Origin of the sequence: Psychrobacter sp. 5A.1 (genome assembly GCF_030407455.1) — a bacterium.
In the GTDB taxonomy this organism is placed as follows: Bacteria; Pseudomonadota; Gammaproteobacteria; order Pseudomonadales; family Moraxellaceae; genus Psychrobacter.
Genome location: NZ_JASDDJ010000005.1, coordinates 80,811 through 105,202, shown reverse-complemented (window position 1 = coordinate 105,202; position 24,392 = coordinate 80,811). Strand labels below are relative to the sequence as shown.

The 24,392-nt window shown below is 42.6% G+C and carries 13 protein-coding genes; 5 read left to right on the top strand and 8 right to left on the bottom strand.

All coding sequences use genetic code 11. From position 1 onward, the window contains the following. The first annotated feature begins 133 nt into the window (after nucleotides 1-133). Both QL982_RS02310 and QL982_RS02305 read left to right on the top strand, forming a co-directional pair. Nucleotides 134-1,156: an endonuclease/exonuclease/phosphatase family protein gene (locus tag QL982_RS02310; protein WP_290164693.1), complete on the top strand. Its 1,023-nt coding sequence runs from the start codon at nucleotides 134-136 to the stop codon at nucleotides 1,154-1,156. A gap of 237 nt (nucleotides 1,157-1,393) precedes the next feature. Further along, nucleotides 1,394-2,092 carry a TetR/AcrR family transcriptional regulator gene (locus tag QL982_RS02305; RefSeq protein ID WP_290164692.1) on the top strand — a complete coding sequence of 233 codons (699 nt, stop codon included), beginning with the start codon at nucleotides 1,394-1,396 and terminating at the stop codon, nucleotides 2,090-2,092. A gap of 105 nt (nucleotides 2,093-2,197) precedes the next feature. Here QL982_RS02305 and QL982_RS02300 read toward each other — a convergent pair whose 3' ends face one another. The 6 genes from QL982_RS02300 to QL982_RS02275 form a co-directional block, all read right to left on the bottom strand. After that, nucleotides 2,198-2,974, bottom strand: a complete 777-nt coding sequence (locus QL982_RS02300) for a hypothetical protein (RefSeq protein ID WP_290164691.1) — start codon at nucleotides 2,972-2,974, stop codon at nucleotides 2,198-2,200. Between the two features lie 71 nt (nucleotides 2,975-3,045). Beyond that, complete coding sequence (locus tag QL982_RS02295; protein ID WP_290190140.1) at nucleotides 3,046-8,346, bottom strand: SdrD B-like domain-containing protein; 5,301 nt, start codon at nucleotides 8,344-8,346, stop codon at nucleotides 3,046-3,048. A gap of 128 nt (nucleotides 8,347-8,474) precedes the next feature. Beyond that, nucleotides 8,475-10,577, bottom strand: coding sequence for a hypothetical protein (locus QL982_RS02290; RefSeq protein ID WP_290190139.1), 2,103 nt, complete (start codon nucleotides 10,575-10,577; stop codon nucleotides 8,475-8,477). A 60-nt stretch (nucleotides 10,578-10,637) separates the two neighbouring features. Then, entirely contained in the window at nucleotides 10,638-11,102 is a 465-nt protein-coding gene (locus QL982_RS02285) for a hypothetical protein (RefSeq protein WP_290164688.1), read from the bottom strand. A 421-nt stretch (nucleotides 11,103-11,523) separates the two neighbouring features. Continuing rightward, complete coding sequence (locus tag QL982_RS02280) at nucleotides 11,524-13,149, bottom strand: hypothetical protein (RefSeq protein ID WP_290164687.1); 1,626 nt, start codon at nucleotides 13,147-13,149, stop codon at nucleotides 11,524-11,526. A 282-nt stretch (nucleotides 13,150-13,431) separates the two neighbouring features. Then, nucleotides 13,432-15,438 (bottom strand): hypothetical protein, encoded by a 2,007-nt coding sequence (locus QL982_RS02275; protein WP_290164686.1) that lies wholly within the window; start codon nucleotides 15,436-15,438, stop codon nucleotides 13,432-13,434. 1,015 nt (nucleotides 15,439-16,453) lie between these two features. On the opposite strand from QL982_RS02275, the gene aceE reads away from it, so the two are divergent. Together aceE and QL982_RS02265 are read left to right on the top strand one after the other, a co-directional pair. Further along, the gene (gene aceE, locus QL982_RS02270; protein WP_290162976.1) at nucleotides 16,454-19,264 is read left to right on the top strand and encodes a pyruvate dehydrogenase (acetyl-transferring), homodimeric type; all 2,811 of its coding nucleotides are present in this window, start codon (nucleotides 16,454-16,456) and stop codon (nucleotides 19,262-19,264) included. 28 nt (nucleotides 19,265-19,292) lie between these two features. Continuing rightward, nucleotides 19,293-20,999, top strand: a complete 1,707-nt coding sequence (locus tag QL982_RS02265; RefSeq protein WP_290162978.1) for a 2-oxo acid dehydrogenase subunit E2 — start codon at nucleotides 19,293-19,295, stop codon at nucleotides 20,997-20,999. A gap of 161 nt (nucleotides 21,000-21,160) precedes the next feature. On the opposite strand, the gene QL982_RS02260 is transcribed toward QL982_RS02265, so the two are convergent. Continuing rightward, complete coding sequence (locus QL982_RS02260; RefSeq protein ID WP_290162979.1) at nucleotides 21,161-21,802, bottom strand: OmpW family outer membrane protein; 642 nt, start codon at nucleotides 21,800-21,802, stop codon at nucleotides 21,161-21,163. Between the two features lie 826 nt (nucleotides 21,803-22,628). On the opposite strand from QL982_RS02260, the gene QL982_RS02255 reads away from it, so the two are divergent. Beyond that, the gene (locus QL982_RS02255; RefSeq protein ID WP_290162983.1) at nucleotides 22,629-23,612 is read left to right on the top strand and encodes an ion transporter; all 984 of its coding nucleotides are present in this window, start codon (nucleotides 22,629-22,631) and stop codon (nucleotides 23,610-23,612) included. A 125-nt stretch (nucleotides 23,613-23,737) separates the two neighbouring features. Here the strand turns inward: QL982_RS02255 and QL982_RS02250 are convergent, their stop codons facing one another. Continuing rightward, nucleotides 23,738-24,385, bottom strand: a complete 648-nt coding sequence (locus QL982_RS02250) for a TerD family protein (protein WP_290162985.1) — start codon at nucleotides 24,383-24,385, stop codon at nucleotides 23,738-23,740. Nucleotides 24,386-24,392 lie beyond the last annotated feature (7 nt).

The following is a 24,392-nucleotide window of genomic DNA, read 5'->3' as shown; positions in this document are numbered from 1 at the left end:
TAAATACATTAAATTTATGCTATTTTAAAACTTCCAAAGTATAACTTTGGGAGTTTTTTTTTGGCATAAAATTTTCTATGTATACATATAAATGAATATTCTGTATTATAATGACGAAAGCAATAGGGAATATATGAGTAATAACGTTGATGGTAGCAAGCAGTTTTATATAGCAACGGCGAATTTGCTGAATTTTGCTAATCCTAATCGAACTTACTATGATAATGCCCCAGTTTATGACCATAAAGCCTACGAACATAAGTTACATGGTCTTACAGAGTTATTGGCTAAAGCACACGCTGATATTATTGCCGTACAAGAAGTTTGGGATAGTGATGCCCTAGAGGCATTGTCTGTTTCATTAGGCTTCCAACCTGGACATGCGGTTATTCCACTTGCAAGTAATAATAGTACAAGCACTTATACTAAAGGCATGGGGGCACAACATACGCCAGCCGTTGGGATTATTAGTCGATTTGAACAACTGGAAACCAGTTTATTAGAAGAGATTGCCCCAAAAGCTGTTATTGACGTTCCTGATATTGGTCTTTATCAGCGTTTCAATCGGCCACCCTTGGTATTACGTGTTGACGCATACGGGCAACCGATCACGATTATTACCGCGCATCTAAAAAGCAAACGTGCTTTTTTCTTGCGTGATGAGAACGGTGATTTGTTAGAAGACATGGACGATCCAAATATTCGAGTTCGTGCCAAGCTTCGCAGTCTCTGTATGCGTGCTGCAGAAGCAGCTTCTATTCGTATGTCTATCATAGAGCGATTACAGCACACTCGTGAGCCATTGATATTACTGGGTGACATGAATGACGTCACTGGCAGTGTCACCACTCAGTTGATGACTGAAACGGGTGAGGTCAATTATGATAAAAGTATGCGTGATGTCGCACTTTTTGATGCGGCTCGTATTCAGGCTCGCTATGGTTGGATGAAAGACGTTGCCTATACTCATATATACCAAGGTATGCCAGAAGTTATAGATCAGTTGTTTGTCTCAGAAGAATTTTTACCTGATAGCAAATTTTCGCTCGGTCATGTCGAACGGGTTGATTATTTTAATGATCATTTAAAGTGGGACTATGCAGATAGAGTGACTGATCATGGTATTATAAGAGCGAAAATAAAACTCAATGATTAACTTTATAAAATTAAGCGGTTAGCTCTATTAAGTTGCTGATCGTTGTATTGTTTTTTAACCTATTCATGTCCCTTGCTTGATAGTATGTCAGCATTTATGATGCCTCTTCATTGGATATAGTAGTGACACTATTGGCTTTATATTCTAGCCAATAGTGAGTCATCCTTTATTTGAGGATAAATATTATTCGATGAAGATTATACTTATAAAATAGGGCGCAACATTAAGAGATTCATAATGAGTGATAACAAAGACGAAAAGATTGAAGATGTGCTGGTAGACTCGGAATTGGCAAAAAAACTTGTCCCTAATAAGTTTAAATTCACTAGTCAGCAAGGCCGTGCACGTCGACAAAAACTGTTGGCTGGTGCCAAAAAGTTGAGCAAAACACAGGCGATTAACGACATCACGTTAGCTGCTGTGTGTGAGGAAGCGGGTATACCGAGAGCTTCTGCTTACCATTTTTTCCCTAATATTGAAGCCATATTTTTAGCATTGCGCTTTTTGAATGCGATTGAAATATTAGAGATAGTAGAGACGGTTGATGTCGGAAACTATGATAGATGGCAAGGCTACCTAACGGCCCTTATCGATCAGTGCATTACGATATTTCATAATGATGCGACCAAAGCAAAACTCATCTATGATACCAATACGCCTGATTTTGAAGGGGATGGCTTCGGTGAAGATCTGAACCATCAAATCGTTGATTTGGTTTATAAGCGTTTATCAGAACGCTATGAAATGCCAGGATTTCACGATATTCAAGACACGCTGTTGATTGCCTATAGCATTATCAACTCTATATTTACATTGTCTTATCGCCGCCATCAAAGCATTACTGATGAGTATGTTCAAGAAGCGAATACAGCATTTATTGCCTATTTACGTTGCTATCTACCAGAGAAGCTACCACGTAAAAAAGTATCAGTGTAGAACAATCGCCTAAAGAATATATAGAAAAAGCCGACATCATATGTCGGCTTTTTTGTGTCTGTGGTTTTAACAATATCACTGCCCATGAATATGGCTATGATGGATTTATGAAACTGGGGTTAACACTTGCCCGCGGCAAACATCATGACCCGTGTCTAAAGGGGCATACTGCTTATAATAACGGACGATTAGCTGTTCTAAATTTACATTGGTCTGCGCATCGTGCGCATTCACATAAGCCTCACGTGCTTGTTCAAGCCAACGATCTGCCATACGAAAGTGCATACCTGACTCTCGCCAGCCTCGCGTGCATTGATTGGTTGCCGCCCAAATCAAAGCCACTTCACTAAATGCCATCTCACGTGGCGCTGACGCTATTCCATTACCGTCTTTAAGCGCACTCAAGGTTGCCCATAGATCAGGTCGCATGAGAGCAGAATTTGAAGGTATGTCTTGATGTAGTGCGATGTTTTGTGTCGTATCAGTCTCTAGCGCTTGCAATAAGGGTTCTGCCATTTCTATCGCAACGTCACCAGCCGCTGAGCGGCTATTCATACTGTCTTGATGAATGGCATAATTGAGCCACGCTTGTGCTTTATAAGCAAAATACCGTTGATAAGCGGTCTTATCTTTTTGTTGATAGGGCTGTAACTGCGCCACCATACAATTCAACATACGTTGTTGGTTGCTTTGATGCTGATAAGAAGGTGTTTGGGTCTGGATGTCATGGCGACAATAGTCAGCAATGCTAGTTGTAGTTACTGCTTGAACAGTCTCACTCTCAGCTAAAGCAGGCTGCATCAAGGTTAACGAAAAGATAGCTGACAGCATAATACATACTGGTGGCTTAGGTGACATTGCTTGAATGGCAGAATGAAACATGGTGTAAACCTTATGTTAGAGTGTGTCCTCGTTTGGCAAAAATGAGTCCATTTTTAGAATGAGAACACGCCCTAAAATGCAGAGTTGCTATTTAGGCGTTTATTTTTGCGAGGATCTTCGCGTTTGAATAAGTCTTCATCAAACTTAAAGCGTAGTCTAAAGTAAGCGCCTTCTTGAGTACTGTCGTCATAAGCAATATCTTCATCTTCAAAGCCCATGAAGTTATAACCAAGTGACAACCAAAGATTGGTCATTGGGCTATAGCCCACTTCTGCACCAAGCATATAGGCCAAATCATTCGCTTGCTCATTCCAGTAAGTACCCGCTTGCAAGCCAACATCCCATCGTTCACTGATGTCATAAAGGCCACGGCCGTAGACCGCATGAGCCGTGTTATCACTGGTCAATCCATCTGCTTGATACTCTGTATACTTACCTGCATAACGACCAGACAATGTCAGCGGACGTGTGGGATGGTAATTGCCATTCCATGACCAAACGGTCGTATTTTTTTGATAAGCATCGTCACCAGTGTTGTTGTCATCCAAACGATATTCGAGCTTTGCAAGCATATCCAGCTGATTGCTGTCGTAGTCACGATAAGCTGCCCCTAGTTGAAAACGATTGATCGTACGATCACCATCATCATAGTCAGTGCGTGAATAGATGTCTTTAGCCAACAAGGTAATTTCATCGGTATAGCGATAGGCAATACCTGCACTACCAAGCAACGTATCACTGGTTTCGCCCCAGCGTTTTTCAAAACGTCCTGACGCTTTGTAATTCTCTTTGGCAAGGTATTCAACGCCTATGCCTGCCGCCGTCGCGGTGTTGTTTTCTTCACCTTCGAGTGATTCAACACGCTCAAACAACGTGTTCAAGGTCAGCCCTTCTTGAACATACCACTTGTTTTTAAGACCGATAGCAGCTTCAGCTTCGCGAGCACTGATGGCGTCACGCATACGGTATTCACTATAAACTTTACCGTCTTTCATATAAGTTGCGTCAAAGCCAATGGTGGTACGCTGACGTTCGTTCGTATCATCAAGGCCATAAGTACCAGATAGGCTATTGATCAAATCATGACGCGCGTATAGTCGACCCAAGTTTCCGAGTGGCGTCTCGCCTCCGATAGAAGTGGCATTACGTGAGCTGTTTTCGATATCTTGCTCATACTCTGCAAATACCAAGCTATTATTTAACTTTGGTAGACGAGAGGTGATGCGAGCACGAACGGTCGTTCCTTCGATGTCTTTTTCAGCATTACTGACGCTACTTAACGCGGACTGGTTGATGATGTCATCATTGAACAGCGTATCGTCTGTGGTATCTAAAACGTCTGTCGCCGCTTGAGTATTACGTGAGGCAGCAGTGGCGTCCTGCTTATAATAACGAACCCCAATTTCACCAACGACGTTTTCACTTAGACGTTGCTCGATGCTTGCTTGTACGCCTTGGCGAGTGGCTTCGGTCGTATGCTCTTCTGTGCGTATGCCTTCTAATTTAAGAGCGGTTTGCTTGTTGTTTAGAGTATGAGTGATTTCTACACCAGACTCAGTACGTCCAGCGGTAAGTGGTGATGCGCCAGTGACAAAACCTTCGTCAGCATCATTATAATAAGCCTTGGCACGCGTGTTTTTCTTATTATCAAAGTCAAGCTCGATACGTAGCGCATTGCCTTCGACATCACTATCATCTAATTCTGTAGCGTTGATTTGATTACTTGGCTGAAAGTTTGGATTTTCAGCTTTATTCATGGCAAATTCAGCGACTAGCTTTAGCTTATCGTTGAATTTGATGACGCTATTAATACTAGCAAGCGCTTCTTTGTTGAGTGGATCATCGCTATTGACATAGCTACCACCGATAGCGACTTTGTCAGTCAGCTGTTGTTTGGCGGCGATACCACCAACCAAATAATCCTCACCGCCTTCATCCACTTCTACAGTGACACGAATATAGTTAGGGTTGCCTTCGATATCTTGACTGGCAATCGGTGAGGTAAGGAACAAGCTACGGCTGATAGGGTCGATTTCATAATCAGCAAAGCGAGTAAGGGTCTTACGGTTGATGATTAATCCAGGATTGTTGGCATCACGAGTAATGACTTCAACCGTTTCAGAGTTTTCTAATACCGCATCAAAGTTTTCAGCCAGTGGGTATGGGCCTGATATGCCCAAACCGCGAGTTTCATTAACACGCTGGCTGGTACTGGTCTCTGCTATAAATGCAGTAACGCGAGTATTACTGTCTTCAAATTGAGCTTTTATACCAGTTAATGTACGGTTGTATTGACCAAGTTTGATGCCTTCATCGTTGGACACCTGCGTTTTCAGATCGCCATACATAGCGTATGAGCGACCTTTATCAAGGCGTACATAGAGTTTGCTCGTAGATTGCGCATCAAATCCTTTGGCGGATGAATCACCATAGACAGGATAGTATTCGCCAGGGTCGATATCACGGAACAAACGCTCGCCTTTTTTGTCACTGTCATAAGCAAGCGTTAGCAGATAGTCGCCGCGCACTTTTCCTTTGAGGAACATCGCAGCACGACCAGAGGCGGTGTAATCATCATTACCAGAAAAATCATTCAGCTCTTGTTCAAATGCACCTTGGGCATCTGTAATACTACCACCATCAAAATCTTTGAGAGAAATAGCGCCTTCTACAATACCGACGGCAATGAGAGGACGTAATTGCGCGGTAAACTGTAGCGGAATCACTTGCTTGCTACTGCCCGTGTCGATAACCAGCTCGCCTTTACCTGGTGCGCTTGGTGCAACTACTGGTATTAGTAGCTCACCACCAGTGACGATCACTTGCGTGCCCGCTTGATCCTGACTGCCGTCTTTGAGATTGATACGTCCGATATTGGTATCAATCGTCATTGGCGTTGAAGCGATATATGGACGACCATCACGGTCTTTTAGACTAATAACCACTTGATATTCGCTAACGCCATCTGCTGGCACTAGCTGTGTTTGAGTACGATAGTCAATGGCTTGCAGGCTATCTGGCGTCAATATATTTATCGTGCGCTCAGAGATTGTTTGACCATTTACGTCAGTGGCGACACCACGTAAGGTGTTTTTGCCACGCTGTAAATCTACGGCATAATAGTCGAAAGCAGTTACGTTTTGTTTTTCTTGCTCAGCGGTTTTACCGATTTTTTGTTCTGAGACGGCTTTGCCATTGGCATATAGTGTGAACAAAGACCCGAGTGGAGCCTGCACCTGTACCATTTGTTTATAAGTACTGAGCTGCTGACCTTCATTTAGGTTAATAAAGGTGACATCATTATTGGCGACTTCTTTTAAGTACTCTTCGAGCTCTTTTTCTACAGGCGGTGCGACAGTGGTTACTGCCATATCAACACGGCTGTCTACTGGATTGACCATCTCATTGACGATCGCAGAGTCACAGTTATTACCAAGATCTAGGTCGCGATTGAGGGTACAGCCACTAGCATTTACATTGTCGGTCGTGTCGGTATCATAATCAGGCTCTAATGTCAGCTCAGACTTCACCGCTTGCTCAAGCGTGTCGTTTTTTGCACTGATCCGCTTGCTACGAGCGACCAGTTCGGTGTTCAAGCGCTCAGTACTATCTGCCATACCGCCAACTATCGCAAAGTCTGCACGATGCAGTTCACCGTATTTCAAATCAACAAAACGGCTGCCCGCGTCACCCGCATTGCGATTACTTTGGGTAACCATCTCAGTGGCATGAGGGATGGTAGTACGGTCAACTTTGAGTACGTGTGTTTTGGCGCTGACACCATAAAAGTTGTACTTGCCTTCAGGGTCGGTTACGATGAAGTTACCGTTCTCCATGTAGATACGTACACCAGCGACACCCAGCTCGCCATCTTCTTTTTGTTGAATGCCGTCACGGTTGATATCGTGATAGACCTTACCGATGATAATACCATCAGTATTCATGACGCCGCGGCTTACTTCGACAGGCCACTGCGCCTCTCTTGATGTCAATGTATTGTTGCTGTCATCACGACCGTGTGCAGTCGCGCGGTTGATACCATCGCCACCTAATGCTGTTGATCCAATAAGGACACGGTAAGTAATGTTTTTGGTTTCGCCTGCAGTGAGCGTGCCCAAGTTGAGTACTTGATATTTACCGTCCGCTTTGAACTCAGTCGTTTGCGTTTGGTTGATAGTGATATCAGAAGTTGGGCTAACACGTACACTATTCTCAACGTAATCAAAGCCACGTGGCAGCGCATCTTTCAACTCAACATTGTAGGCGGGGAATTTACCATCATTGGTGACTTTGATAGTGTAATTGACATAATCGCCAAACTCTGCGGTCTTTACATCGCCTTCCTTTTCTACTTTTAAAGCAGATGAATTGTCTATGATGGCAATATTACTGCTGAGGTTGCTGCTAATACTATCAGCTGTCGGATCAACGCAAGCATCTAATGTGGCGATTAAAGCATCGCCTTTTAAGGTTTGAATAATATCATCATTGATGGCGTTGGCATTGTTTTGTGTCGGAGCAGACAGGCGGTATTTACCAGTATTGTTACCAGTCTCTATCGCTTTTAGGGTGTAACTATCACCACTACCAGTAGGTCGATTAGAGGATTTAATGGTAATCCAAACTTCATCAGGCTCATTGGGATTGACGTTACATTGTGCGTAGCTTGCATCAACATAGACGTTTTCATCAACTTGTGAGGTACTTCTAGTGCCATCAAATTGCGAAGTAGTAAATTTGATTTCAGGTTCGACGATAATCAGCCTGTCGATTGCTTCAACCGCCGCGATAGATGGATCTTCTAGTATGATAGCGCCGATCTTCACATCGGCAGTATCGCCATCTTTGCCATTGGTGTCTGATAGAGCCTGTACGATAAGTTGAATGCTTTCGCTCTGACCAAGCTTGATCTGAGCGCTCAAGTTATCGAGCATGATTTGTCTGTCTTCTGAATCAACCTTTCCATTATTATTAAGGTCTTGATAGACTTTTAAATTAGAAACGGTTGGCGATATATCAAATGTTAGCTCAACCGTTTGATCGCTATAGCTTGTGTTGCTCAATACGTTGACCCAACTTACTTCTGTATTAGGCATGGCCGTGCGTAACGATTGCTGCGTTAAGCTAATACCGTATTCAGGTAGGGCAGAGGTTTTGACTTGTACTTGGTTTGAGCGGGTGCTAATCAGCACCTCAGTTTGATTATTGATATTGTAGCTGGCTTGAGCCGTATTGTTGATTAGCTGTACCAGTGAGTCAGGTGCCGCGAATGCTATGTTTGATTGCATAAACAACATTGCCAATGACAGCGCAGAAACCTTCGCTGTACACAATGTATTACGATTAGACGGTGTCATTACAGAGTTAGTCATAAGTCGCTTATCCAATAAAACCTATAAAATGTATGAATTGCTTTTATGTTCTTATTAAAGGGGCGTAAAGACAGCAATCATGTTATCTGTCATTGAATGACAGATAACACGGTACAAAAAGTCAACTATTAAGGAGTTGTAGAGCCCGCAGGATTGAGCTTCACAGCAAATACCATGGCTGCATATTTTTGCGGAGCCAAGCTAGTCACAGTGCCACTAATAGCTGAGGTGCTGGCAGATGCGTTGTAGCTGTTGGTTGCTGGTATTTCGCTATTACTAGTAACATCATCCAATTTGACTGGGAACACATAAGTGGTACTAGCACTTTGTATAATGGCTTTGTCGTTAAAACGTGCTGTCGTATCTGTTATCACCACGTTGTCAAAAGTAAAACGTGGGTCTGCCGCAGAGAAGTCATTGAAAGCGGTGATTTTGTACACGATGCAGTTGCCAGGCTTGGCAGCAACGGCCCCTTGAGTGAAGGTAAGCGTACTACTGGCCGCACAAGTCTCATTAAGTGCTTGCTCCTTCAGAAGCTTCAATCCTTTCACAGTGGTTTCATTTCTAACAAGACGATCACCTGTTGTTGGTGCATCTTGACCACCAACGACTAATGTCACGGTCGTATTTTCTGTCGTACCAACCACTGCTTCGTTAGATTCGACTTGGTAATTGATGGTCACGGTTGAGTTTGGAACCATACCTGTCCAAGCTGGCGCACCATTTTTAGGTATGGCGGTACTTAAGTCGTAATCACCGTTGCCATCTCTAGTAATGGTGTAAGTCGTATTGGGTGTGGCTGGATTGTTATCAGCGTCGTATACCAGCTCAACTGATCCAGCAACCACGGTCACTTTGTTGCCAGAGCCAGAGGTAATGGTCAGCTTGATTTCGCCAACGGCATCACCTTCCGTTTCTTTACCCGTGTTGCTGATGACGGCAGAGTGGGTTACTAGTGTGTTAGCAGTAGTCGTGGTAGGAATTTCTTTTTTGGTAGGGGAGACAATGCTAACGGCACGTTGATTGGATACCAGTGGTGCTGTTGAGTCACTACCGATGACTGTGTTTACGGTGCCGTCTGTGATTTCACTGTCATCAGTTGAAGGGTAGAAGTTAGCAGTATTTTGCTGGGTATCATTGGCATCAGTCGTATCATAGATGATTTGATTTTCGCCAAGATCCAGCGTAACGGCTGCATGATTGAGTGTGGTTTTGAGATCAGCCAGTGTTTCCGCTTGATCTTTTTGCACATCAAACTTGATAGTAGCTTCTTGACCTGGTGCAAGATTCAGTAAAGTGACCCTAATGCTATCACTTGCACTACTCGTACCTTTACCTTCGTTTCCTGATGTGATGGTCGCGTTGTTACTGACGCTGATATTTGGCTGGTCTGCTAAACGTAAGCCTGCTGGCAAGCCATCAAAAACCATAATGTTATTAGCATTAGCAGCGTATGGAGCATTTTCATCATTACGCACAGTCACGGTATAAGTAACTTTTGAGGTAGGGTCATTCAAGTTCAGAGTGCTACTGACTTTACTGGTAATTTTGAAAACAGGTACTTTCGTCACACTGTTGTCAATATTGGTTAGCGTCGCTTTGGTCACATCAGACGCTGTAAAGAACGCACTAGTAGCAGATAATGTTAGGTTCTGCGAGTCACCACCGATGTTGCCAGAGGTTTTAGCAGAAACCAAAATATCAGCACGTTCATTGGGTTTAAGCACTATATTAGTGTTTTGGAATACCGTGCCTGTAACGGTTTGGGTGCTTTTTTCAGTCCCGTCTGCATTGTAAATAGTGTAAGTCACGTTGGTAGTGGCAAAATCATAAGATCCTGCACCTTGCGGGTTATTCGGAATATCACCGCCCTGCGCCAAGTTTAGCGTATAGGTATCTTCTACGTTACCTGAGTTGGTCAATGTATGGTTAAACGCGACTCTACCTTTAGGGGTCACAACCGCCAGCTTGTTGTAATCATCCGTGAGATCACCATCCACATTCTTAGCTGTTAAGCTAAAGGCGGCGCTCTGTGTAATATTAACCGTAACTTTGTTGGATTCTACAGGTGTTTGTGCGATACCTGCGATGCTATAAGTTGCTGTCGCGATGTTATCAATAGTCGGCGTCGAGTCGCCCACTGATTTAGCAGCATTGGCAGTGCTAGCAACACCCAAAGATGTTGTGATAGCAACAGCGAGTACTGAGTATTTAAAAGCGTTGGAAGTCATCCCGTTATTCTCCTGAGCAAAAATGTAAGGTAAAAGTAATAAAAATTAATTAACCGTTGTTTAATTAACTGTTGTATTAAGAGATACGTCAGCGGATTTGCTTGCTGGAAGCCATTTGATGTTCCAACGCAGTGCTTTATATTCAGACAATGGAATTTTGACCAATTTGCCATCTACTTTACGCATGAGAGGCATATCGGCATAGTTTTTACCATCGATAGTTGCTTGTGCACTATTAGGTTTGGCCTCCCCTGTAAACACCATATTGGCAGGGATAGGCAGCGTTACGGAAACATCGCTAATAGGCGTATCAATGGTATTGGTATAAGTCGCGCGATATTGTACGGTTTCACCTTTTTGAGCGTTGGAGGCTGCGATATAACTCACCTTGCCATCTGCTGTTTTGGTGATTTTGTTGGCTTGCAGTTCCATTTTTAACGCTTCAGCTGCTTGCGCGTTGCTGAGCATTGCCAAGGCCACAATGGCAGGTAATATGATCCGTTTTAGAGAATATTTAATAGTCATTACAGATTCCTAAGGAGTTGTTAATATCATGTTTACAACCAAGTAGCGCACAATACGGTTATCTGGCTCGTCAAAATCAAGAAATCAGGATTAAAAAAACATAAATTCAAACCGACCATGTGTTTCGCGTTTTTTAATTGTGTTAATAATGTAACTTGATTTTATTATATCGTTATATCATCGAAGGTGCTAATAAATCCTTGATTTAAGACCATTAAATCTGATAGGCGGAATCAAAAATGACTTTAACGGTAATGAGTTTTATAGGGCGTTGGTATTTACTTGACGCTCGTTTATCTCTTGTGGCGAGACAATGAGTAATGATAGAAATGAGGGTTTAACAGTAAAGGCGAGGGGTAGCGCTGATAAAAATGACGGATGCTTGTCTATCAGCGCTACCTCAATGAGGAAGGTATTAAAGTTAGTTAGATTGTGTTGATCCATATTGGGTGTTGAAGTAAAACGATCGTTTCGCTCTTTTAATCAATGTAAATGGTTTTGTAATCACCGTGCCGTTCTGACCTGCCGTAAGGTTGTCAGAAAATTCATTTGCAGCTCTTGCAGGCAGCGCCAGTACGGACGTAATAGTGGCGCCATTCGGCGATTTTTTCTGCAAAACATCTTTCATGACAAAGTCGTTAATATCAATATTGGCGCGATTGGTGACGGTAATCTTATAAGCAATACATAATCCTGGGCGTATGTCAGTCCCTATTCCCGTATCAGAGCTGGTCAGCGCATTCTTACTATAAGTTAAGCCACTGAAATTAGTAAATTTACAGTTGTTAGGCGCTTGTTCTTTTTCGAGTACCAATCCTGCGTTTTTAGCGATGACTCTACCGAAGTTGTTATTTGGATAACTATACGTACTGGTTGCAAATGAGAGGGCTTTACTATCGCCCGTAGTGCGTAGAGGGTATGTATTGCCAGTACGCTCCTCTACCAAACAAAGATTACTGGTATTACCATTTAGAGTACTAATCGGTACACTGATTTGATATTGACCGATTGTCGTACCACTGGCTGTCACTGGCTGCATGGCATATACCGTTGAAGTATTGGTACAACTTGCGAGTTTGACCGTGCTACCACTAATACCTGTTTCAGGGGCAGAAGGGTTAAAAACCCCATTAAAATAGTTTGAATTGTTTGCATAAACGCCAGCGGTAATATCCGCATTGGTTGCACTTGATTGAGCTGCTGTAATACCACCATTGTCATCAAAAACAATACCAGAGAAAACATACTGTGGAACATAGCAGTAATTGTCTACTCGAAAGTCGACTTCTTGGTTGGAGGTGGTTGCAAGGTAACCGGTGTTTGCATAGCGAATTTTCACCGATGATACTGGTTGAGAAAACTGTACAGATCCTTGGCATTGCGTGCCCAAACCTTTGGCAGGACAGTTAGGATCAGTCACCGTTCTAGTAAACAACCCTTGCCCTTGTGGACTTTGATTGAACCCGATATTTGAGCCAGTTATTGACTGAAAAGTACCAGCGATGGTGTTACCTGATTCATTCACACCAGTAATTTGTATAAAGTCATCAAAAGTGTTGCCATTGCTATTCGCGTAGTCAATGTCGAAAGCACTAAGTGCGACATTGGTCAAGTATAGAGGCTGCGCCGTTATGCTATTACGAAATTCAAGCGTGATGTCAGTAAAATCTGCGGTGGTAGGAAAGGTTCTTCTGATATTAATGGCACTAGTGTTGGATGCGGTAATGACACCGAAGTTCGACTTTAATGTGGCCGTGCTAGATTCTATCGTACTTATTTTGATCTGTAATGGAATGCTACCTGAAGCATTTCCCGCGATGCTAACGTAGTTATTAGTATTGACGGCCGATACCAGATTGGTGTAATCACTATTCGTGAGGCTACCTTGTGAGAAGTTATTAGCACAAATCGCGCCAGGGTTTGGGGCGATCGCATAGGATGAATGACTATTGAAAACAATGAATAAAAAGGCAGTTAATATAATGAATTGATAGATAGGCACACTTTTTACATGTGAATATAAATTATTTCGAGATGTATAAAACATATTATCGCACCCTCTTATTTTTGCTTTTTCAAGTAACAAGCAAAACAAACATTACCGTTAGAATTCTTCAGTACACAATATTAAATACAATAGTAAGTAAATACTAACAATATGTTACGAAAGGTAGTTATAGTATGACGAAGTGTCCATATCGAATGATTGAAATCAAGCACAGACACTATGTAGCCTAAAACTGTTTGTCTAAAGATAACAACGATATAGATACTTGATAAAAGCAAAAGCGATGGGTTTTTCGCTTCAGATAAGTATGACAGGCAAAGTCTACGGTGTTGTGCCATATTTTGTATTGAAATACAAAACGGCTGAAATTGGTTGCGTGCTGCCTAAAGGGACAGCCGCCAAGTTAAATTGATTAGAACGTATTTCACCGTTACTACCATACGTAACGATAGGGCTACTCACTGATGTCGGCAAAAATAAAGGCGTAGGACGTCTAAATACTGAAGTAACAAGGTTGCTTTGTAGTTGGTCACGAATTTGTACTTGCTGGAGTCCTAGATGACCACGGTTGTAAGCGTGAATGGCATAGGCAATACAGTTTCTTGGAATAGCGCCACTGACTGAGTTCATACTAAAACCCACGGTTGGATCGCTGTTATTGGTACTAATGCTTTGGTAGTCTAAGCTGTCGTTGCACTTATGAAAGTATTGCGATTTTATCAATACCAGAGCAGCATTATTTGCTTTGACCTCACCAAAGTCCAAGTTATTGTAGTTATAAACGTTATCGGTGAGCGTCACTTCTCGGCTATCTGCGGTCGTGTCTACTGTGTAATCCCACGTATTTGGCTCAGTCTCTATGAGACAGACTTTTGTTTTGTTGACTAGTGCACTAGCGGGTACTATGAAGCTATATCGACCTCTGGTAGCAGAACTGTTTGAAACGGTTTGAGGATTGGGTGTAGGGCTAGTAATGTTGTTACCATTACAGTCAGTCAAACGTATACTCAAATTACTGTCGTATATTCCCAGCTCATTTGCACTATCGTAAGTGCCATTAAAATAGTTACTATTACCAGTAAAAGTACTAGAAATGTCTGATTTTTTGCCGTCACTAGCGACGATACCGCCATTATCATTAAAGACAATGCCTGAAAATATATAGTTTGACTCATTAGTAATCGTACACGTGATGTCATCACCATAAGCAGTATTGGCAAGCGTAAAGGAGCGAGTTTTGGCAGTGGCATCATAAGACATCGCCGCAGTTGGCATAATGGTGGTGCTACCTGTGGTGGTGTTGACGCAAGTATAAGTCGCATTGTAATTTGCGATATCACCTAAAGTACCATTTATCACTCGTTCAGTAATGGTATAGCTTGTGCTTTCTGCCAAACTAAGTGTCGCACTCGTACCATTGGTAATAGCTGATCCTGTGCCCGTAGTGGTGAAGCTGTTTGTCGCTATTGATCCCTCACTAACGACAATCTCAAACTGATCATTATTATTCACACGTGCACCGTTTAATACTTTTTTTACCACGAGCTTGGGCGGCGCCATACAAAAATAAAAGTCTGAATACCCTAAAACATGTCCTACGTCGTAATCACTGCGCTGGTTACTATGAGTCAGACTAAAAGGACTGTTAGCGGCTTTTGGGCCCCATGTTGCTTCAATGGGACAAGCATAGCTGGTCGAACCACCACTACAAGCGGATCGTAAAATAGAGGTGACTATATCAAATGAAAGATTGATCGTGTGAAAGTTGGGCTGGTAGGTCAACGTGCCAGCCGTTGAGGATACGTCAACCGCTTCTTGATAGGGAACACGACCATTACTATTGCCGTTTCTGCTAATCGAGTCCACATCTTGTGCGACATAACCAAGCCTTGTGACAGGTCTGTTGACGGTCACATCCATGATATGGTTTTCTTTAATGGCAGTAGAATTATGTATCATAGTAATGGCATTTAATGTAGCGCCATTGAGTGTGCCATAGTAAGGAGGCTGTGAAGTGTAGGTCGTATACTTATCTAAAAATAAAGGAAAGTTGATGGTTAGGGTTTTATTGCCAGTGCTCTCTAAAAAAGTATAAGTTCTGGTTAAGCTGCCTTCTACCCAGCCAGATAAAGGTAGTGATTTGTATGCTGTGCTTGGGGCTGCTGCACCTACATAGTACATCCGTTGATCGGTAGGGCATGTGGCTGCCGCAAATACTGAACGACTAAAACCTGACACTAAAATCATTGCCACCAGCATTTTTATGTAATACAAAGTATGGTTACATGAATGAGGAGGTAAGGATAGAGAGTCATGATTTTTTTTCATAATGCCAGTCCTAGTAGTCGGCAAACGCTAAGTTAGTTCATCACTCAAGCAAAAAAGGCCTTGGCAAGTGTAAGGTAACAAGCACGATGAAAAGTGTGCATTACTATTAATCATAAACACTATGTAACCAATTGTATATAAACAATTTAACTATATCTAAAAGCTGTATTTAATGAAAAATGAGGGTGCTAAGACATGTTCTCAATGCAAATGATAGTCCTCTAAATGGGCCAAAAATAGATAAATTTTGCCAAAAATGATCAAATATAGTCGGTTGGTTTTAAGAAGAGTAGAACGATGATGCTCGTATGAACCAGCTTTATTTTGAATCAACTATAGCTGGTTTATATCTCGATATCATTAGCGCTATTTTTCTTGTTTGACGGCAAAGCCTCTTATTTTTGAAATGAAGACACGCCCTGAAACGAGGATATGGCCTAGGGCGTGTCCTCAATTCAAACGAGTGTCCTTTAAATGGGCTAAAAATAGCTAAATTTTGCCAAACATCGTCAAATAGTTGGTCAATATCTCGATATTATCTGCACTATTTTCCTCGTTTGGCGTCAATTTATCTCATTTTTATCACCATTTTTAAAATGAGGACACGCCCTAGTAACGATGTATAGAGAATAATCGGTACATATGAGTAGTCATTTTTAAAAAAACTAATCATTATTTATTTAAAAAATACTTGTTACTTCATCATTTCTCTACAGCCATAAACAACTGGATAATAAACGCTTATAATAGAATGTCATAATCAATCAATGATTAGCATTGCGCGATAAAAAAGATAGCCATAACATGATGGATTGTTTAGCAAATGTGTTGATTTGACGCATGGGCTAATACGATGTAATACTATTTTTTATAATCGAGCTGTATGTCACCGCATAAAACAAAGGAATGCTTGGGCGTAGCAAGGATGTCATAAGTAAACCTATTCCTCATCACAAATTATTCAACAGAGCCCTGCCATTAGGTAGGTATGACTGATATAAAAGGATCAAAAATAATGAATTATTATAAGGATGCTGATAGCACCGAAACTCAGGAATGGCTAGCAGCCTTTGAGTCTGTGATTAAACATGCAGACAAGGATCGCGCTCAGTTTTTATTAAAAGCCTTATATAATATGGCAGTTCAGGAAGGACTACCGTTCAATAGACTAGACACCGCTTACGTCAATAGTATTGCGGTCGAAGATGAGCCAATGTATCCAGGCGATTTAGGCATGGAGCGTAAGATACGTGCTTTGATTCGTTATAACGCACTTGCCATGGTTATGCGTGCCAATAAAAACGATGATGATTTGGGTGGTCACTTAGCGACATTCGCATCTAGTGCGACGCTTTATGAAACAGGTTTTAACCACTTCTTCCGCGCGGCTAGCGATCACTTCGGTGGTGACATGATTTATTATCAAGGTCACTCAGCGCCAGGTATCTATGCGCGCTCTTATCTAGAAGGTCGTTTGACCGAAGATCAGCTAGATAATTTCCGCCGTGAAGTAGGTGGCAAAGGTCTATCAAGCTATCCACATCCCTATCTCATGCCTGATTATTGGCAGTTCCCAACGGTATCGATGGGACTTGGCCCAATCATGTCTATCTATCACGCCCATGTACATCGCTATATGGAAAACCGTGGATTGCTAGAAAAAGAAGGTCGTAAGATTTGGACATTCTTAGGTGATGGTGAGACGGATGAGCCAGAAAGCTTGGGTGCTATTTCTCTTGCTGGTCGTGAGAAGTTGGACAACCTCATATGGGTAGTTAACTGTAACTTGCAGCGTCTTGATGGTCCAGTCCGTGGTAACGGCAAAATCATTCAAGAGCTAGAGTCAGTATTCCGCGGCGCAGGCTGGCGAGTCATCAAAGTTATTTGGGGTGGCAACTGGGATTCATTACTTGGTAAAGATCATACGGGTGTCCTTAAACAACGTATGGAAGAAGTGGTGGATGGCGAATATCAGTTATATGAAGCGCGTACGCCTGAATTTACCCGCAAAGAGTTCTTTGGTAAATATCCAGAGCTAGAAGAGATGGCAGATGCGTTGACTGACGAAGAAATCTCGCGTCTGAACCGCGGTGGCCATGATCCAGTTAAAGTTTATGCTGCATTTAGTGAAGCCATGAAAACCAAAGGTCAGCCGACGGTTATTTTGGTTAAAACCGTTAAAGGTTATGGCTTGTCTGCTCAAACGCAAGCGGTCAACAAATCGCATCAGGTGAAAAAACTTGATCAAGAAGCCTTGATGTATTTCCGTGATCGTTTTGATTTGCCATTTACGGACGCGCAGCTAGAGACCCTACCATTCTACCGCCCTGAAGAAGGTTCAGCGGAGATGAAGTATCTAAAAGGTCGTCGTGAGTCGTTAGGTGGTCATTTGCCAAATCGTCGCAGTGGTCATATTCCACTGAATATCCCTGAATTATCGATGTTCGATCGGGTATTAAAAGGCAGTAACGGTAAAGAGCAATCGACGACCATGGTATTCGTCCGCTTACTATCAGCGATGCTAAAAAACAAAGATATCCAAGACCGTGTCGTACCAATCGTGCCTGATGAAGCACGTACTTTCGGTCTAGAAGGTATGTTCCGTCAACTGGGCATTTACTCAGCTGTTGGCCAGAAATATACGCCAGAAGACAGTGAAGCATTGATGGGCTATAAAGAAGCCATCGACGGTCACATGTTAGAAGAAGGCATCAACGAAGCAGGCGCAATGAGTACTTGGATTGCGTTGGCAACCAGTTATTCTGTGAATGCGTTGCCGATGATTCCGATGTATATCTATTATTCAATGTTTGGTTTCCAGCGTGTGGGCGATTTGGCTTGGGCGGCAGGTGATTGCCAAGCACAGGGCTTCTTATTAGGCGCAACTGCTGGTCGTACGACACTTAATGGCGAAGGCTTACAGCATCAAGATGGCCATTCACAAATCTTGTTCAATGTCGTGCCGAACTGTGTGACCTATGATCCATGCTTTGGTTATGAGTTAGCAGTGGTTATGCATGATGGTTTACGCCGCATGTATGGTGAAGGCGAGCGCGTCTATTACTATCTAACGCTAATGAATGAGAACTACGAGCAACCTGAAATGCCAAAAGGTGCCGAAGAAGGCATCAAACGTGGTATGTACTTGTTAGAGGACAATGGCTCAGCACAAGTACAGCTATTGGGCTCAGGTGTTATCTTACGTGAAGTACAAAAAGCGGCACAGATACTAAAAGACGAATTCAACATTACGTCTAACGTATGGAGTGTGACCAGCTTCAACGAATTGACTCGTGATGGTATGGCTTGTGACGATTATAACCGTCTGCATCCAATGGATGAAGAGCGTGTGCCATGGGTTACTGAGCAATTGGCGCCGCACGAAGGTATCGTTGTTGCTGCCACCGACTACATGCGCAACTATTCAGAGCAGATTCGTGCTTGGTTGCCAGATAGCCGCCCTTATACCACGTTGGGTACTGATGGTTATGGTCGCTCAGATACTCGTGAAAACTTACGCAGTTTCTTCAATGTTGATGCCGCGCATATCGTCGTTGCAACGCTCAAACGTCTAGCGGATGAGGGTGAAGTTGAGATGCGTTTGGTTAAAGACGCTATTTCTAGCCTAGGTATCGATGTGGATCATCCACCTGCATGGCAACAGCAGTCTTACTACGATCATTCTCCAGATGCACCAGCACCAGGTAATGTAAATCCAAATCCTGTCCCTGAGTTTGTTGCGGAAGATGATGACGAAATCAGTAGTGAAGGTCGTGCTGAAGATCAAGCAGATGCAAATGTACTCGATGATAGTGATGTCAAATAATAATAACCATAAGACGAGGAAATAAATCATGGACATTAAAGCCCCCGATTTAGGTGTTGATAGCGCCGAAGTCAGCGAGATTATGGTAGAAATCGGTGATGTCATCGAAAAAGATGACAACATTGTGTTATTAGAATCTGACAAAGCGTCGGTTGAAGTACCAAGTTCTGCTGCTGGTAAAGTTACTAAGATTAGCATCGCCATTGGTGATCAAGTTAGTGAAGGCATGGTGCTGATTGAGCTTGAGAGTACAGATGACAGTGCAGAAAGTGATGACAATCAAAAAGCGAGTGATGTAGAAAGCACCGCTGCTAAGTCAGAAGCAAAAGTCGAGCCAGTGGCCCCTGAGTCAAAGCCATCAGAGTCTGCTGCAAAGCCAGCCGCTAATGCGGGCAAGGCGACGACTCATGCACTGCCTGACCTAGGTGTTGATGAAGCACAAGTTTCAGAAATCATGGTCAGCGTTGGTGACATGGTCAGTGCTGAACAGTCAATTTTGCTGATTGAATCTGATAAAGCCTCTGTTGAAGTGCCCGCGCCAGTTGCTGGTAAGGTTGAGAAAATCTTGGTCGAAGCAGGTGATATGGTTGCCAACGGTCAGGACTTTATCGTTATCGTGGCCAGTGGTACAGATGATGCTAATGACGAGCCTGAGACGTCTAAATCAAAAGAATCAGTACCAGCTAAATCAGATGACAAAGCTGCTGCTAAAACAACTGGCGAGCCAAAACAAGTAGCAAAACCTACGGCCCCTAAGGCGGCCGCCAGTAAAAACAATGACAAGCTGACAGAAACACAAGTAAATGAAAAGCTGGCCAATGTCTATGCAGGTCCAGCCGTACGTAAGCTGGCACGTCAGTTGGGTGTGGACATCACACAAGTGAATGGTTCGGCACTAAATGATCGTATTCTAAAAGAAGACTTGTTTGCGCATGTCAAAGAGAGTCTGAGTACTCAAAAAGGAGCACCTGTCAGTAGTGGTGTGGCTAGCTCAGGCTTACCGAGCTTGCCTGATATGAGTAATACTGAGATTTGGGGTGAAACATCGACCCAAGATCTTAGCCGCTTGCAGAAAGTATCGATACCGCAGCTCAATTACAATACATTGCTACCGCAAGTGACACAGTTTGACTTATCAGATATTACCGAGACTGAAAAGCTGCGCGGTGAGCTAAAAGGTGGCATGAAAGCAGAAGGTATTGGCTTCACTATCTTAGCTTTTGTGGTCAAAGCAACTGCTTATGCATTGACACAGCATCCACGCTTCAACAGTCATTTAAGTGATGACAATACTCAAGTTATCTTGCGTAAAAGTGTCAATATGGGTATTGCAGTGGCAACTGATGACGGCCTCATCGTACCCGTTATCAAAAACGTGCAAGATAAAGGTCTGAAGCAAATTGCTATTGAAATCGGTGAGCTTGCCGTTAAAGCGCGTGATAAGAAGCTCAGCACCAAAGATTTGCAAGGAGCGAGCTTTACGATCTCAAGCCAAGGTAACCTAGGTGGTACAGCGTTTACACCACTGGTAAATTGGCCACAAGTTGGTATCTTAGGTGTCTCTGAAGCAAGTATGCAGCCACGTTGGGATGCCAAAAAGCAAAGCTTTGAGCCACGTTTGATGTTGCCGCTATCACTGTCTTATGATCACCGTGTCATTAATGGGGCAGATGCCGCAGTATTTACCCGTTATATTGCAACGCTACTGGCAGACCCACGCCGAATTTTGCTATAAATCTAAATACATAATAGTGTTGGTTTGAAAAAAGACTGTCTACGGACGGTCTTTTTTATGCATTATTATTTAGTAGCTAGAGTAGACAGTAATAGCCGTAATTAGCAGGCACAAAAAAGCCAGCATGGTAGCTGGCCTTTTTTAACGATTTCTCTATGACATTAGAACTGTTTTACAAATGCTACACCGTATACCCAAGGGCTGATATCGACTTCGCCAAGCTCAACAGTATTACCATTAGACTCAACACTGGCGTCTGTTTTGATGTCCATATAACGAGCATCAATACGGAAGTATTCAGTTGGGGCAAAAGGAATGTCAAGACCAATGTGGCCAGCTACGCCAACGCTATCATCAAGTTCTAATTTTTCGTAAGCATCACTATAGATTTTTTCTTTAAAGAAAGTCGTGTAGTTAACACCAACACCAATGAAAGGCTTGATGTTCATTGGCATATTTTCATAATCAAAATGATATTGTACTGATAACGTAGGCGGTAGATGCTGGGTTTTAGCATCAATAGTGGCGTTACCAGCAGTTAATGTAATATCATGATGGAATGGTGTGGCGGCTAACAATTCTACACCAACGTTGTTAGCGATAAAGTATTCGCCGCTAATAGTTGGTTGGATATCACTGTCTACATCTACACCAATAGTGCCATTTGCAATTGTACCGTTATCACTTTTTGGATCGACCATGTGTGCACCGGCAGCAACAGACCAAGTGCCAGCAGGTACGGCAAAAGCAGTAGTCATTGTAAGTGCAGTAGCAGCGGCTAAAACTAGGGATTGTAGTTTCATCGTTTAGTTCCTCAATGTGATAGATAATTATTGGTCAGTTTCTAATAAGGGATCGCATTAGTTACCGATACACAATGTTATGATTGATATTTAATCTGTAACATTAAGTCGCTATTATAGTACGAAAACATTACTACTTGTAAGGTTTTACGTATAAATTAGCAAGATTTCTGTAATAAATTACATTTCTACGCAATCTAATTGACTACAGTCTATAATTAAATAAAGTCAAAGCTGCTTTTTAGGTAAGTTTCATTGATGTGAGTCAGTCTTTCTTATTTATGTTCTAACAAGAGGTGCAATATATTATGCTGGGCTATTGCAGTAACTCTCCTCTACGCTGTACAAATGCGCGTACTACAAAGATATTGAATCAAGTGGATTCTTGCTGTCCAGAATGCCACTTATTTTTGATACCTGCTCAAGATATTAGCCAACAACTTCGTGCTGATGAGCAGTTCTTAAGGTTCTCTATCGTCGCCATTGTGTTTATACTGCTGATGTCTATCTATATTTATTATCTACATTTTGCCTAGGCCGTATCTTCAATGCATTCGATAGTCATTTGTAGGGGCTAAAAATGGCTAATTCTTGCCACGCATCGTCAAATAGTGGGTTAATATCCCGATATTATCTGCGCTATTTTTCTGGTTTGACGGCAATTTATCTCATTTTTATCACCATTTTTGCAATGAAGACAGGCCTTGGCCAATGTTCAACACGCACTGATATAGATAGTAGATCGTGATAGCGTGTTGGATCGTATTCTGAGATAGTTGTTTTATTCTATTAATATCAAATCGGTATTTCACCGCATAGGGCTGGTATGCTATTCCAATCTATACGGCGCTTGCGTCTTTTTGTTTACAATATTCTGCAAAATGATGCGCACGATACGCTGTTTAGCCGCTGCGTGGACTATTTTTTAATACTTTTAATCATGACCAACGTGGCTGCTGTGATCACAGAGTCTGTCGATCAGTGGTATTACCCTTATCAAGACTATTTCAGTTTATTCGAAAACTTCTCTATCTTTGTATTTTCTGTTGAGTATTTGTTGCGTCTGTGGTGTGTGGCGGAAGCCAAACCTGATAACACAACGTGGAAACAGCGTTGGGATTGGCTATTAAGCCCATCTGCATTGATTGATTTAATAGCCATCGTACCAGCCTTCTTAAATTTCTTTGTCAATATTGATTTACGCTTCTTACGTATTTTACGCTTGTTTAGAATTCTTAAACTGACCCGCTATTTTGCGTCGATGCGTATTTTGCTGGTGGTCCTTAGTAAAGAAAAAGGCTCATTTCAAGCCGTCATTTTCATTTTGATTATCATGATCGTAACGGCCTCTAGTGGTATTTATTTGGTAGAAAATCACGCGCAGCCAGAAGAATTTGAGTCTATACCCAAAGCGATGTGGTGGGCTGTGGTAACACTGACAACGGTGGGCTATGGTGATGTCATACCAATCACCAATGCTGGTAAAATATTAGGCGCTGTCATTACGATATTGGGTGTGGGTCTGGCGGCATTGCCTGCGGGTATTCTAGCGACAGGGTTGGCGAATGAATTGGCTCAGCGCCGTGAGGAGCTCGAACAGCACTTTCGTGAGCAGTTAATTGATAGTGACTTTGATCTGGTACAAAATCAGATGATGATCGATAAAATACGCCGCGAGCTGGGGTTGGATAAAGAGCAGGCGCAAAATATCGTGCTACAGGTGCTTCGAGAGCAATCGCTTGAGCGCCGTGAAAGAGAGGTTGAAACACGCCAAAAGAACTTCTGCCCACATTGCGGCGAATCGTTATAAAACTTACCAGTGCCATGGTCGAATATCAAACACGCCCTATTTGATATTTAGAAAATCACCATAAAAAAAGGTGCGACGTTTTGATAACATCGCACCTTTTTTATGATCATAAATATTTTGTTTATTTATATGGATTGAGGGATAGGCAGTGCCCGTGCTAATTCATGTGCCACTTCTTGCGCGGCCCCAGCCAACTCTTCTGCAGTAAGTGGCAAGTTTTGCAATGTCAAATGCCAGTCATCAACAGATCGCCGCAAATGCGCTACCCAAAGCGTTGTACAATCGCGTGGGAGTTGCTTAAGGTTGACCTCAAAGCAACGGTTGCCTTCATCATCACTTAAGTGAATCTCGCCTGTTTTAACTCTAGAAAATGGATGACCGTGGTATGAGTTGGCGATTAAAGCGATATGAGTGATATGAGCTGGAATTTTTTCAAGTTCCAATCTGATTTGCTCTTGATCAAGGGGGGCAAGATACATGGCTTGCTCACCGCGATCTTTGCCGTTTAGACTGTCTCCTTGATGCTTGATTGACTCATATTTATCACGCAATTGTTTGAACCAGACGATGTCACTCGTAACGCAGTTGTCATCATATAAGACGCAAGCCAAATCAATATCCATTGCGCTTTGATTTTTTTTGAAGCGCTTAAGCAATCCTTTTGGCTCAATCTTAGTAAATTCATAATTGAGCGCAAAAAATAAGGTTCCTGCGTCCAATCCCAGTCCTCGTAAACTGTCTGAAAGTAGTGGTGAAGGGGCAGTGGTCGACATAACTTTC